Here is a 12,979-nt window from a genome sequence, read left to right on the forward strand (position 1 = left end):
AGGCTTCCTTTTTTGGGTGTTCAGACATGGGCCAGGGCTTCGACCACCGGCTGGTGCACTGTGCGGCGCGCGACGAAGGCGGCACTGAGGCCGGTCAGCAGCAGCATGGCCAGCAGGGTCCAGGCATAGAGCGAGCCGTCGATGGCGATATTCAGCGGATAGCCCTTGTTGGAGCCCGGCGGGGGCGGCATGTTCACCGGCACCACCAGCAGCAACACGCTGAGCCCGAGGGACAGCAGGGCCCCCAGCAGCGCCCCGCCGCCGCCCAGCACCAGGCCTTCCAGTGAGAGCGCGGTGAGCAGCTGGCGCGGCGTGGTACCCAGCGCGCGCAGGGTGCCGATCTCGCGGGTGCGCTCGATGATGGCCATAGCCATGGCATTGGCCACGACGAAGAGCACGATCAGCGCGATGATCAGGCCCAGGGCGCCGAAGATGCGGTTGTAGAGGTCGCGCACGGCCTGGTAGAAGGTGGCCAGATCCAGCCAGGTCTTGACCTTCAACGCAGGGTGGCTCGCCTGCAGTCGCTGCTGCAGGGGCGCGGTGCTGGCCATGTCCTTGAGGAAGACCCCCAGAGTGGAGACGCGCTCCGTGGCCAGCAGTGCCTGGGCGCTTGGCAGGTCCACGTAGACCAGGCGCTTGTCCAGCTCGGCGATGCCGGTGGACACCACGCCGCGCACTGTCACGTCCACCGCGTTGAGCGCGCCGGCCGTGGTGCTGGCCAGCAGGGTCAGGCTGCTGCCGGGCTCGGCCTTGAGGCTCTTGGCCAGGCCCTCGCCCAGCATGACCACCTGGCGCTCGCGACTCATGATGACTTCGCCGGACTTCACCTGCAGGAACGGGCCCTTGACGGCGAATTCGGCGTCGGCATCGATGCCGTTGGCCACCATCACCGTGGACTTCTCGCCGTTGGAGATCAGCCCGGTGAACTCGACCCGCGGCAGCACCTGGCGCACCTCGGGCTCGACCAGCACCTGGGTGCGCAGCGCCTGCCAGTCGTCCAGGCCGTGCTGCAGGGGCACATCCTCGTCCTGGCTGAACTGGGCCGGCGTTCCCAGCACCAGGTGGCCGGTGCTGCGCGCGGCCGACTGGGCCAGGCTCTCATAGGTGAACAGGGCGAAGCCGCCGGCCAGCAGCAGGCCGGCCGTGCCCAGGGCGGCAATGGCCAGGGTCACGGCTGAGCGCCGTTTGTTGCGCAGGGCATTGAGCCAGGCGAAGTGCATCCATTTCATCAGTGCGCTCATGCGGCCAACTCCTTGTGGGCATGGGCCTCGTGCGAGGCCGTGGGGACGATGCGGCCGTCCAGGAGGCTGATCACGCGGTCGCAGCGCCGGGTCAGCCTGTCGTCATGGGTGGCGATCAGGAAGGCCGCTCCCGCCTCATGCGCCAGGCTGCGCATGAGGCCGAGCACCTGCTCGGCAGTGTGCGAATCCAGGCTGGCCGTGGGCTCGTCGGCGATCACCAGGCTGGGCCGCTTGACCAGGGCCCGTGCCATGGCTACGCGCTGGCGCTGGCCGCCCGACAGGGCATCCGGCCGGTGCGCCGCATGCTCGCTCAAGCCCACCTGCGCCAGCGCCTCGGCCACCCGCGCGCGCCGCTCGGCGGACGGCACGCCGGCCAGAAACAGCGGGTAATCGACGTTCTCGGTCACCGTCATCACCGGCACCAGGTTAAAGCTCTGGAACACGAAGCCGATGGTGTCGCGGCGCAACAGCGTCGAGGCCAGGGTCTGTCGCGCATCGACCGGCTGGCCGTGAAGCAAGACCTGACCCTCATCTGGGCTGTCGATCAGGCCGCAGAGGTTGAGGATGGTGCTCTTGCCGCTGCCCGAGGGACCGGTCAGGGCCAGCAGCTCGCCAGCGCGCACGTCCAGGTCCACGCCCTGCAAGGCCGGCACGACGTGCTCGCCCAGCCGGTAGGTCTTGCGCACGCCGCGCAGGGCCATGACGGTGGCGGCGGCCATCAATGCACCTCCTTCAGGGCGGCCTGCGCTTCGGCGGCCTGAGGGCACTGGCGCTCGATGACTTGCTGGAACAGGGCCTTGGCGCGATCGCCCTGCTTGGCCTGCAGAGCCTGGCGGCCTGCTCGCATCAGCACCGCGCCCTGGAAGCCGGCGGGCGATTTGCCGAACAGGGGGCTGGCCTGGATCTCGTCCAGCAGCTGACGGCCGCGTGGGCCGCGGTTGAACATGTCGGGCAGGCCCAGGAAGGTATTGGCCGCGACGAAACGGGTCTGCAGGCTCACCGGCGTGCCTTGGTACAGCGTCTGGTCGTGGGCCGGGGCGAGCAGGACCAGGGCCTTGTCGATCTGGGCCAGGCCGTCCTCGGCGTAACTCATCTTCTTCCAGGGAGCCCAGGCGTCGCGGGCCTTGAGGGTGGTGGCGGCGCCCGCATAGCTCATCAGCAGGGGATGCCCGGGCTCGACCTTGAGCAGGGCCTGGAACTGCTCCAGGCTGGCCTCGGTGGCTTCGGACTTGCCCTGGGTGGCCGCCATGAACTGGCCGATGGCCGTCTGCGTTGCGGGCTCAGGAAGAGCATGGGCGGCCAGCGAGACGGTCAGCACGATGGCCAGGGGCAGCTTGCGGGCGAGGCGGAGAAGGGAGTGGGGCATGGCGTCCTCATGTCGGGGTTGGAACATGGGACGCAGCGTAGGCCGGGGGCCGCGGCGCGGCGAGGGGCCCGCGACGGGCCGGCAGGCCATGCCGTGAAACGACAGCCAGGCGGCGCGAGATGCCGCGCCGTCGGGAAAGAAAAGAGCCGGCACGAGGGCCGGCTGAAGGCGGCGCGAGCCGCCAGGACATTCCGCAGGGTTCAGGGGTGAGGCTTACTTCTTGGCAGCCTCGGTTTTGTTGTCAGTCTTGGCGGCGGCCGCGGGAGCGGCGGTCGGGGCTGGCGTGGCGGCGGGGGCGGGGGCGGGCTTGGCTTCAGCGGCGGGGGCCGCGTCCTTGGCGCCGTCCTTGTGGCTCATCTTGTGCCCATCCTTGTTGGCCATCTTGTGGCCGTCCTTGTGCATGGGCTTGCCTTCCGCTGCCTTCTCGGCGGCCGGGGCGGGCGGCGTGGCGGGCGTCGCGGCGCTGGCAGCGGCCATGGGCTTGTTCATCGGGGCCGCCGTGGCCGGTGCGGTGGCGGGGCTGGTGGCTGCGGGCTTGGCCGGCGCTGCGGTGGTGGCCGGAGCCTGGGCGAAGGCGGCACCGCTCAGGGCCAGCAGGGAAGCGATCAGGGAGGTCTTGGCGTTCATGGTCAGGTCCTTGTCGTGAGTGAAGGAAAGTGGGGTGTCAGGTTTCAAGGCGAAGGGTTCAGCTCTTGGGCTGAGTCTGCGCCGGCTGGGTCTGGGTGCCTGCCGTCGGGGCGGGGCTGGCCTTGGGGGCGACGGCCGGGGTGCTCGGGGCTTGCGGGGTCACGGCCGGAGTGGCGGCAGTCGCGGCGGGGGTGCTCGCCGTCGCGGGGTTGGTCTTTTCCGAAGCCGTATTGACCTTGGCATAGGGCTGCTGACTTGTGGTGTTGGCAGAGCTGGCGGCGGCCTTGTCGGCGCTCACGGTGGCAGCCGGTGCTGCGCTCGTCCCTGGTGCTTGCTGGGCCGTCGCGACGGCGGCGATCAGTGCCAGCATCGAGGGGATCAGTGCAGTCTTCAGTGCTTTCATCTGGGGGCTCCAGGGTTGGTGAACTTGTGCCTCCACAACGAGGCCTGGAGCGCGACAGTTGACGGCCTCCAGTTCAATTTCAAAGCGTTACAAATCCGTTGCGAATCTGTCGCGGCGTCCACTGCAGCGCTGTCCATGGGGTCAGGTCTTGCCTTTCTCGGGTGTCGGTCCTGGATGCCAGAATCGTCGCCAGCACAGGAGACCGGCATGACGCATTCCTTTGATTGGCACAACCCGTACGCCAGTACCCGCAGCCCCGTGTTCGCGCGCAATGTGGTGTCGACCTCCCACCCGCTGGCCGCGCAGGCGGGGCTTCGCATGCTGGCCGCGGGAGGCAATGCGGTGGATGCCGCCGTGGCCTGCGCCGCGGTGATGACCCTGGTGGAGCCCTGCAGCAACGGACTGGGCTCGGACGCCTTCTGCATCCTCTGGGACGGCCAGCGCCTGCATGGGCTCAATGCCTCCGGCCCCGCGCCGCAGGTCTGGTCGCCCGACCACATCCGCCGCAAGTACGGCTGTTCGGAAGACAGCATGCCCAGGCGCGGTTGGGGGGGCGTCACGGTGCCGGGCGCCGTGGGCGCCTGGGCGGCGCTCAGCGAGCGCTTCGGCCGCCTGCCCTTTGAGGATCTGATGGCGCCGGCCATCGAGATCGCCGAGCGCGGCTATGCGGTGCCGGTGATCGTGCAGGGCAAGTGGGCACTGGCCGCGGCGCTGGAGGAGCTGACGACCCAACCCGGCTTCGCGCAGGCCTTTCTGCCGCGCGGTCGTGCGCCAGCGGTGGGCGAGCTCTTCCGCTTTCCCGAGGCCGCTCGCAGCCTGCGCCTGATCGCGCAGACGAAGGGCGAGGCCTTCTACCGCGGGGAGATCGCCGCCGCGCTGGCCGCCTTCTCGCGACAGACCGGCGGCGACCTGACGGAGGCCGACCTGGCCGCCTTCAGTCCGCAATGGGTCGATCCCATCCAGCAGGCGCATGCGGGCCACGCGCTGCATGAGATCCCGCCCAACGGCCAGGGCATCGCGGCCCTCATCGCGTTGGGCATCCTTCGCCACACGGGCTACCGCGACCATGGGCCCGACGCCGCCGCCGGCCTGCACCTGCAGATCGAGGCCATGAAGCTGGCCTTCGCTGATGTCTACCGCTACGTGGCCGAACCCGCTGCCATGGACCGCAGCGTCGAGGCCCTGCTGGACGAGCGCTACCTCGCCGGGCGCGCGGCGCTGATCGACCCGCTGCGGGCACAGGACTTCAAGCCCGGCAACCCGGTCAGGGGTGGCACCATTTATCTCACCGCCGCGGACGAGCGCGGCATGATGGTCAGCTTCATCCAGAGCAACTTCATGGGCTTCGGCTCCGGCCTGGTGCTGCCGGGCTATGGGGTGGCGCTGCAGAATCGCGGGCACTGCTTCACGCTGGCGGACGGCCATCCCAACCAGGTGGCGCCGGGCAAGCGCCCCTTCCACACCATCATCCCGGCATTCCTGACGCGCGAGGGGCAGGCGCAGATGAGCTTCGGCGTGATGGGCGGCAATATGCAGCCTCAGGGCCATCTGCAGACCCTGGTCCGCATGCTGGACCACGGCCAGCAGCCGCAGGCCGCCTGCGACGCGCCGCGCTGGCGCTTCAACGCCGGTCGATCCATCAACGTGGAGCCGCACATGGCGCCGGCCACCATCGCCGCGCTGGCCGAACTGGGCCACGAGATCGGTGACATCCGCGACAGCTACCAGGACTTCGGGGCCGGTCAGTTCATCTGGCGCCTGGGCGACCCGGCGGTGGAGGGCTATGCGGCCGCCAGCGACCCGCGGCGCGATGGCGCGGCCGTGGGCTTCTGAGGCGACAGACCCCTGACCATCAGCACTGCAGGAACAGGGGACATTGTGCGAAGCTCGGCCGTCTGTGCTTGTGGAGCCACGAGGGCCGCTGCTAGCATCCACCAACCCTCCATCTCTCCAGCAGGACGCCCCATGACCAAGCTGCTCGACCGCACCCGACGACGCACCCACCGTGCGGTCTCGGTGCGCCCGTGCGTGCCGGGGCGAGGTTGCGTGCCGATCTGACTCGGCGTTCCCGCAGCCTTTTTCCATCCCTGCAGGCCCGCTCATCCGCGGGCAGACGCCGGCTCCACGAGCGCCGGCCATCGGAGACTTTCATGCAAGCCCAAGCCATTGGCTGGCTGGACCGGATCAAGCAAGCCCTGACCCTCCCCGAGGGCGACCTGCTGCGCGACCGGGTGTACCGCCGGCTCTGGACCTCCATCCTGATCAGCTCACTCGGCGGGCAGATCACCCTGCTGGCCCTGCCCCTGACGGCGGCGGTGCTGCTCAATGCCACGCCCACGCAGATGGGGCTGCTGACCTCCATGGAGATCGTGCCCTTCGTGCTCTTCTCGCTGCCGGGCGGCGTCTGGCTGGACCGCGTGCGCAAGCTGCCGGTCTACATCGTCGGCGAGGCCGTGCTGGGCCTGGCCGTGGGCACCGTGCCCGTGGCCGCCTGGATGGGCTGGCTGAGCATGGGCTGGCTCTATGTGGTCGGCTTCATTTTGGGGACGATCTACACCATCGCCGGCAGCGCCGCGCAGATCGTGCTGACCCAGGTCGTCACCCGTGACCGCCTGGTCGAGGCCCATGCCAAGAACGCGCTGGCCTCGTCCGGCGCCGAGGTGGTGGGACCGGGCGTCGCCGGGGCCCTGATCAAGCTGCTGGGCGCGCCCATGGCCCTGGCGGCGGACGCCTGCCTGGTGATGGTCTCGGCCCTGATTCTGCGCGGCATCCGCGTGCGCGAGGAGCTGCACCACGCCTCTGGGGCCGACTTCTGGCGCGACCTCAAGGCCGGCGTGCGTTTCGTGCGACACCAGCGCCTGCTGGTGGCCCTGGCCTGCGCGGTGGGCGGCTGGCAGTTCTTCTACAACGCGGCGCTGGTGGTGCAGATCCTCTTCGCCACGCGCACCCTGGGCCTGTCCGGCGAGACCGTAGGCCTGTGTTACGTCTCCCTGGGCGCAGGCACGGTGATCACCAGCGTGCTGGGCCACCGCATCAGCAAGCGCCTGGGGCCCGGCCCCAGCCTGATCGGCGGCTTCGCGGTCTGCGGCCTGGGCTGGCTGACCCTGGGCCTGGCGCCTGTCGGGCCGCTGGGCGTGGCGGCCTTCGCGGCCATGCTCTTCGCTTTCGGCGTGGGGGCGGTGCTCATCTTCATCAACTTCCTCTCGCTGCGCCAGGCCGTCACGCCGGCGCCCTTGCTGGGCCGCATGACCAGCACCATGCGCTGGCTGATCCTCATCCCTGCCGGTCCTGGCGCCCTGCTGGGCGGCTGGCTGGGGGAGCACGTGGACCTGCGCGCCTCGCTGCTGTTCGCTGGCGTCGGCGGCCTGCTGCTGAGTGCGCTGGTGTGGCGCCTGGGCACCATTCGCGGCGTGGCGGAGCTGCCCGTGTTGCAGGACCTGGGCACCGAGTCCACCCTCGGTGCCGAGGCGCAGCCGGGCCTGCTGCCCGAGATGGGTGCACAAGGGGCGGCGGCCAAATGAGCGAGGGCCCGATGAAATCCCCCGTTGTGCCCGCCGTGCCGCCCCGGGTCCTGCTCAAGGTGCCCGAGGAGCTCAGCAGCGAGCGCCTGGTCCTGCTGTCTGCCCGCGCGGGCTTCGGCCAGGCGGTCTGCGCTGCGGTGGTGGAGTCCTTCGATCAGCTGCAGCCCTGGATGCCTTGGTGCCAGGAGCGGCCCACGGTGGAAGGCATGGAGGCGGTGGTGCGCCAGATGCAGGCCCGCTTCATCCTGCGCGAGGACCTCTGCTACTACTTCTTCCGCCGCGGCGAGGACGGTCGGCCTGGGCGCCTGCTGGGCGGCTGCGGCCTGCATCGCATGGACTGGGATCTGCGCCGCTTCGAGATCGGCTACTGGGTGCGCAGCACGGCCCAGGGGCAGGGCTATGTCAGCGAGATGGTGCAGCTGCTGGGGCGCCTGGCCTTCGAGCAACTGCGCGCGCGACGCCTGGAGATCCGCTGCGATGCCCGCAACGCCCGCAGCCGGGCGGTGGCCGAGCGCAATGGCTTCCAGCTTGAGGCCGTGCTGCGCCACGGCATGCTGAGCGTGGACGCTGAGCCGGCCGACCAGTGCCTTTACACACGCTGGCCCTGAAGGCAGCGATCAGCGCTCAGGATCCAGCCGGTCGATCGCGTCGGTGATCAGGCCGTCCAGGCCTTGGGCGCGCAGGCGGGTCGCGGTGGCTTCGTCATTGACCGTGTAGACCAGGGCCCGCATGCCGGCGGCATGGATGGCCTCGATTCGCGCCCGGTCCATCAGGCGGTAGTTGGTGATGACGGCGCAGCAGCCCAGTGCCTGGGCCTCGTCCAGCCAGCTGTCGCGGTGCTTGTCCAGCAGCAGGGCGCGGCGCTCTGCGGGCGCACTGCTGCGCACGCCTTCGAGGGCTTCGGGCTGGAAGGAGCTGAAGAGCGGCCGCAGGCGCTGGTCCGCCCAAAGCCGCGTGACCTCGCGGCCCAGCACCTCGCCAGTCTCCCGGGCCTGGCCGGGGTTGGGCTTGAGCTCGATGTTGATGGCGCTGTGGTTGGCGATCAGGAAGGCCGCGACGGCCTCCAGCGAAGCGACGGGCTCGCCCGCGTGGTGGGGGCTGTGCCAGCCGCCGGCGTCCAGTCTGGAGAGCTGACTCCAATCGAGCGCTCCGGCAGGTCCGCGGCCGCTGGTGGTTCGGTCCAAGTCATCGTCATGCAGCAAGAAGGGCACGCCGTCCCGCGAAAGCTTGAGGTCGCACTCAAAGGCCCGGTAGCCGAAGCCGGCGCCGGCCCGGAAGGCGGCCAGGGTGTTCTCAGGCGCCAGGCGTCCGGCGCCTCGGTGGGCGATCCAGAAGGGCAGGGGCCAGGGCGTGGAGGCTTGCTTCATGGCGGCAGGGCGGTGGTGGGCTGTCCCATTCTGCAGGTTCAGCGCCGCGCCTGAACAGCCCCGTGTCTCCTGGGGCGATGCCTCGGCACGCAGCTGTGCGCATGGTGCACTGCGGTAGGATTCAGGCCCGATGCCCAGTCAGGGACAGCCGGCCTCCACGCGGGGTCGTGATGCCTGCGCCGGTGCCGGGCCGCCGGGTGTGATCCGCCCGAGGCCCCGGTGGGGCGGGTCGGGAAGGGCGCAGGCGCCCGCTCGCACCTGGAGCGACGCCTGAAGAGGCCCGGTTCCACTGTTCCAGCCACGCCCGTGGTGGCTCGCCGCCGCGGACAACCCAGGGCCCCCGACCGGGCCCGGACGCCATGAATGCACCGCATCCGCTGATGCCCGAGATCCTGGACCACGCCGCCACGCACGAGGCCCCGCGCCTGCGCGAGATCCCCTACAACTACACCTCCTTCTCCGACCGCGAGATCGTGATCCGCATCCTGGGTGCTCGCGCCTGGGACCTGCTGAACTCGCTGCGCGAGGAGCGTCAGACGGGCCGGTCCGCCCGCATGCTCTATGAGGTGCTGGGTGACGTCTGGGTGGTGCAGCGCAACCCGTACCTGCAGGACGACCTGCTGGACAACCCGCGCCGCCGCGGCCAGCTGATCGAGGCCTTGCACCACCGCCTTCATGAGGTCGAGCGCCGACGCAAACCTGAGGCCGATCCGCAACGCGACGCCTCCGTGGGCGAGCTGCTGCTGCTGGCCAGCCAGGCCGTTCGCCAGTTCTCCGACCAGTTCGAGGAGGTGGCCGAGTTGCGTCGCCGGGCCACCAAGACCCTGGGCCGCCACACGGCCCGCGACAACATCAAGTTCGATGGCCTATCTCGCGTGGCCCACGTGACGGACGCCACCGACTGGCGCGTCGAGTACCCCTTCGTCGTGCTGACCCCGGACAGCGAGGCCGAGATGGCCCGCCTGGTCAAGGCCTGCATCGAGCTGGGCCTGACCATCATCCCGCGTGGGGGCGGCACCGGCTACACCGGCGGTGCCGTGCCGCTCGTGTGGAAGAGCGCCGTCATCAACACCGAGAAGCTGGAGGCCCTGCGCGGCGTCGAGATGATCCAGTTGCCGGGCCTGGACCGGCCTGTGGCCACCGTGTTCAGCGAGGCCGGCGTGGTCACGCAGCGCGTGTCCGACCTCGCTGAGCAGCATGGTTTCGTTTTCGCCGTTGACCCCACCAGCGCCGAGGCCTCCTGCGTGGGCGGCAACATCGCGATGAACGCGGGCGGCAAGAAGGCCGTGCTGTGGGGCACCGCGCTGGACAACCTGGCCAGCTGGAAGATGGTGACGCCCGAGGCCAAGTGGCTGGAGGTGATCCGGCTGAATCACAACCTGGGCAAGATCCATGACGTCGAGACCGCCAGCTTTGAGCTGCGCTACTACGACGCCTCGGGCAAGAAGCTGGAGCGCACCGAGCGCCTGGACATCCCCGGCAGGACCTTCCGCAAGGAGGGCCTGGGCAAGGACGTCACCGACAAGTTCCTGGCCGGCCTGCCCGGCATCCAGAAGGAAGGCTGCGACGGCCTGATCACCAGCTGCCGTTGGGTGGTGCATCGCATGCCCAAGCATGTGCGCACGGTCTGCCTGGAGTTCTTCGGCAATCCCAAGGACTGTGTGCCGTCCATCGTGGACATCAAGGACTTCATGTTCGCGGAGGCCAAGCACGAGGGCGGCGCCATCCTCGCGGGCCTGGAGCACCTGGACGACCGCTACCTGAAGGCCGTGGGCTACTCGACCAAGAGCAAGCGTGGCGGCTTGCCCAAGATGGTGCTGATCGGCGACATCGTCGGCGACGACGAGGACCGCGTGGCCCGCGCCACCAGCGAGGTCGTGCGCCTGGCCAACGGCCGTTCGGGCGAGGGCTTCGTGGCCGTGTCGGCCGACGCGCGCAAGAAGTTCTGGCTGGACCGCAAGCGCACCGCCGCCATCTCCAAGCACACCAACGCCTTCAAGGTGAACGAGGACGTGGTGATCCCGCTGCCCCGCATGGGCGAGTACACCCTGGGCATCGAGCGCATCAACATCGAGCTCTCGCTGCGCAACAAGCTGGCCCTGGTGGATCGCCTCAAGGCCTTCTTCCGCCAGGAGCGCCTGCCCCTGGGCAAGACCGACGACGCCAGCGAGATCCCCAGCGCCGAGCTGTTGGAGGATCGCGTGCAGCAGGCCTTGGCCTTGCTGGATGAAGTGGGCGCCCTGTGGCAGAGCTGGAAGGACGGCCTGGACGTTGTCCAGCCGGGCACCCAGCGCAGCTTCTTTGACCAGCTGCAGGACAAGAGCCTGCGCGCCTCCTGGAAGACGCAGATCTTCAAGCCCCTGCAGGCGGTGTTCGCCGGCGCCGCCTTCGCCGACATCCTGGCCGAGTGCAAGCGCATCCACCAGGAAGTGCTCAAGGGCCGCGTGTGGGTGGCCCTGCACATGCATGCCGGCGACGGCAATGTGCACACCAACATCCCGGTGAACTCCGACAACTACGAGATGCTCCAGACCGCCCACGAGGCGGTGGGCCGCATCATGAAGCTGGCGCGCTCGCTGGACGGCGTGATCTCGGGCGAGCACGGCATCGGCATCACCAAGCTGGAGTTCCTCACCGACGAGGAGCTGGCCGACTTCGCGCAGTACAAGGCCGACGTTGACCCGGAAGGCCGCTTCAACAAGGGCAAGCTGCTGAGGCCCAACGCCAGCACGCACGGCACCTTCGCTGACCTCACCAATGCCTACACGCCCAGCTTCGGGCTGATGGGGCATGAGTCGCTGATCATGCAGCAGAGTGACATCGGCGCCATCAGCGAGAGCGTCAAGGACTGCCTGCGCTGTGGCAAGTGCAAGCCGGTGTGCGCGACCCACGTGCCGCGCGCCAACCTGCTCTACAGCCCGCGCAACAAGATCCTCGCCACCTCGTTGCTGGTCGAGGCCTTCCTGTACGAGGAGCAGACCCGCCGCGGCGTGTCCATCAAGCACTGGGAGGAGTTCGAGGATGTGGCTGACCACTGCACGGTCTGCCACAAGTGCGCCACGCCCTGCCCGGTGAAGATCGACTTCGGCGACGTCACCATGAACATGCGCAACCTGCTGCGCAAAATGGGCCAGAAGAGCTTCCGCCCCGGCAATGCCGCGGCCATGTTCATGCTCAACGCCACCAACCCCGAGACCATCAAGATGGCCCGCACGGCCATGGTGGGCGTGGGCTTCAAGGCGCAGCGTCTGGCGCACGACCTGCTCAAGGGCCTGGCCCGCAAGCAGACCGAGGCGCCACGTGCCACGGTGGGCACCGCGCCCATCAAGGAGCAGGTGATCCACTTCATCAACAAGAAGCTGCCTGGCGGTCTGCCCAAGAAGACGGCCCGCGCCCTGCTGGACATCGAGGACAAGGCCTACGTGCCCATCATCCGCGACCCTGGCAAGACCACCGTCGATTCCGAGGCCGTGTTCTATTTCCCCGGCTGCGGCTCTGAGCGCCTCTTCAGCCAGGTGGGGCTGGCCACCCAGGCCATGCTGTGGCACGCCGGTGTGCAGACCGTGCTGCCGCCGGGCTATCTGTGCTGCGGCTATCCGCAGCGCGGCTCGGGCCAGTTCGACAAGGCCGACAAGATGATCACCGACAACCGGGTGCTCTTCCATCGTGTCGCCAACACGCTGAACTACCTGGACATCAAGACCGTGGTCGTGTCCTGCGGCACCTGCTTTGACCAGCTGCAGGGCTACAAGTTCGAGGACATCTTCCCTGGCTGCCGCATCGTGGACATCCACGAGTATTTGCTGGAGCGTGGCATCACCCTCGATTCCAAGAAGGCCTACCTCTACCACGATCCCTGCCACTCGCCCATGAAGCAGCAGGACCCGATGAAGACGGTGCAGGCCCTTGTGGGCCCCGAGGTGGTCAAGAGCGAGCGCTGCTGCGGCGAGTCCGGCACCCTGGGCGTGACCCGGCCTGACATCTCCACCCAGGTCCGCTTCCGCAAGGAGGAGGAACTGCGCAAGGTCGAGACCCAGTTGCGGGACGCCGGCAAGGTCGGCACCCAGGAGGACCTCAAGATCCTCACCAGCTGCCCCAGCTGCCTGCAGGGCCTGAGCCGCTACGGCAACGACCTTCAGAACGGCCTACTGGAGGCCGACTACATCGTCGTCGAGATGGCTCGCCAGATCCTGGGCGAGCAGTGGATGCCCGACTACGTCGCGCAGGCGAACGCCGGTGGCATCGAACGCGTGCTGGTCTGAATCCCCCTTACGCGCTTCGCGCGCCCCCAGGGGGCACTCACGGCTGCCCGGCGGAGCCGGATCAGCGTCAGTCGCTCCGAGCGAAAAGGCCCGGCGGCTGCGCAGCGGGCCTTTTCTTTTTTGTAACACCGGCTTAGGGGCTCGAGACCGTACTCAGTGACTCGCCCGGGCTCAGCCCCGCCCGCGCCCGCC

10 protein-coding genes are annotated in these 12,979 nt (G+C 69.0%); 4 read left to right on the top strand and 6 right to left on the bottom strand.

The genetic code is table 11. The features are described from left to right. Positions 1–20: 20 nt before the first annotated feature. The 5 genes from H5407_RS03485 to H5407_RS03505 form a co-directional block, all read right to left on the bottom strand. A complete protein-coding gene (locus tag H5407_RS03485) occupies positions 21–1,241 on the bottom strand; it encodes an FtsX-like permease family protein (RefSeq protein WP_220800446.1) in 1,221 nt (406 codons plus the stop codon). Continuing rightward, on the bottom strand, positions 1,238–1,960 hold the full coding sequence (locus tag H5407_RS03490) for an ABC transporter ATP-binding protein (protein WP_183103038.1): 723 nt from the start codon (positions 1,958–1,960) through the stop codon (positions 1,238–1,240). Before H5407_RS03490 ends, H5407_RS03485 begins: the two co-directional genes overlap by 4 nt. After that, on the bottom strand, positions 1,960–2,607 hold the full coding sequence (locus tag H5407_RS03495; protein WP_183103039.1) for a hypothetical protein: 648 nt from the start codon (positions 2,605–2,607) through the stop codon (positions 1,960–1,962). The genes H5407_RS03490 and H5407_RS03495 overlap by 1 nt, the downstream gene beginning before the upstream one ends. A gap of 213 nt (positions 2,608–2,820) precedes the next feature. Then, the gene (locus tag H5407_RS03500; RefSeq protein ID WP_183103040.1) at positions 2,821–3,234 is read right to left on the bottom strand and encodes a hypothetical protein; all 414 of its coding nucleotides are present in this window, start codon (positions 3,232–3,234) and stop codon (positions 2,821–2,823) included. 58 nt (positions 3,235–3,292) lie between these two features. Continuing rightward, positions 3,293–3,637: a hypothetical protein gene (locus H5407_RS03505; protein ID WP_183103041.1), complete on the bottom strand. Its 345-nt coding sequence runs from the start codon at positions 3,635–3,637 to the stop codon at positions 3,293–3,295. Positions 3,638–3,844: 207 nt separating this feature from the next. Between H5407_RS03505 and H5407_RS03510 the strand changes: the two genes are divergently transcribed. The 3 genes from H5407_RS03510 (at position 3,845) to H5407_RS03520 (ending at position 7,766) form a co-directional block, all read left to right on the top strand. Next, the gene (locus tag H5407_RS03510; protein ID WP_183103042.1) at positions 3,845–5,470 is read left to right on the top strand and encodes a gamma-glutamyltransferase family protein; all 1,626 of its coding nucleotides are present in this window, start codon (positions 3,845–3,847) and stop codon (positions 5,468–5,470) included. 317 nt (positions 5,471–5,787) lie between these two features. Then, on the top strand, positions 5,788–7,158 hold the full coding sequence (locus tag H5407_RS03515; RefSeq protein ID WP_183103043.1) for an MFS transporter: 1,371 nt from the start codon (positions 5,788–5,790) through the stop codon (positions 7,156–7,158). An 11-nt stretch (positions 7,159–7,169) separates the two neighbouring features. Next, positions 7,170–7,766 carry a GNAT family N-acetyltransferase gene (locus tag H5407_RS03520; protein WP_183103044.1) on the top strand — a complete coding sequence of 199 codons (597 nt, stop codon included), beginning with the start codon at positions 7,170–7,172 and terminating at the stop codon, positions 7,764–7,766. Positions 7,767–7,775: 9 nt separating this feature from the next. Here H5407_RS03520 and ugpQ read toward each other — a convergent pair whose 3' ends face one another. Beyond that, complete coding sequence (ugpQ, locus tag H5407_RS03525) at positions 7,776–8,525, bottom strand: glycerophosphodiester phosphodiesterase (RefSeq protein WP_183103045.1); 750 nt, start codon at positions 8,523–8,525, stop codon at positions 7,776–7,778. 359 nt (positions 8,526–8,884) lie between these two features. Here ugpQ and H5407_RS03530 point away from each other — a divergent pair, with 359 nt between their 5' ends. After that, the gene (locus tag H5407_RS03530; RefSeq protein WP_183103046.1) at positions 8,885–12,787 is read left to right on the top strand and encodes a DUF3683 domain-containing protein; all 3,903 of its coding nucleotides are present in this window, start codon (positions 8,885–8,887) and stop codon (positions 12,785–12,787) included. Positions 12,788–12,979 lie beyond the last annotated feature (192 nt).

Source organism: Mitsuaria sp. WAJ17, assembly GCF_014174515.1.
Lineage (GTDB): Bacteria > Pseudomonadota > Gammaproteobacteria > Burkholderiales > Burkholderiaceae_C > Roseateles_B.

Coding starts and splice junctions, on each gene's coding strand:
- H5407_RS03485 (WP_220800446.1), bottom strand. CDS start 1,241: ATGAGCGCACTGATGAAATGGATGCACTTCGCCTGGCTCAATGCCCTG.
- H5407_RS03490 (WP_183103038.1), bottom strand. CDS start 1,960: ATGGCCGCCGCCACCGTCATGGCCCTGCGCGGCGTGCGCAAGACCTAC.
- H5407_RS03495 (WP_183103039.1), bottom strand. CDS start 2,607: ATGCCCCACTCCCTTCTCCGCCTCGCCCGCAAGCTGCCCCTGGCCATC.
- H5407_RS03500 (WP_183103040.1), bottom strand. CDS start 3,234: ATGAACGCCAAGACCTCCCTGATCGCTTCCCTGCTGGCCCTGAGCGGT.
- H5407_RS03505 (WP_183103041.1), bottom strand. CDS start 3,637: ATGAAAGCACTGAAGACTGCACTGATCCCCTCGATGCTGGCACTGATC.
- H5407_RS03510 (WP_183103042.1), top strand. CDS start 3,845: ATGACGCATTCCTTTGATTGGCACAACCCGTACGCCAGTACCCGCAGC.
- H5407_RS03515 (WP_183103043.1), top strand. CDS start 5,788: ATGCAAGCCCAAGCCATTGGCTGGCTGGACCGGATCAAGCAAGCCCTG.
- H5407_RS03520 (WP_183103044.1), top strand. CDS start 7,170: ATGAAATCCCCCGTTGTGCCCGCCGTGCCGCCCCGGGTCCTGCTCAAG.
- ugpQ (WP_183103045.1), bottom strand. CDS start 8,525: ATGAAGCAAGCCTCCACGCCCTGGCCCCTGCCCTTCTGGATCGCCCAC.
- H5407_RS03530 (WP_183103046.1), top strand. CDS start 8,885: ATGAATGCACCGCATCCGCTGATGCCCGAGATCCTGGACCACGCCGCC.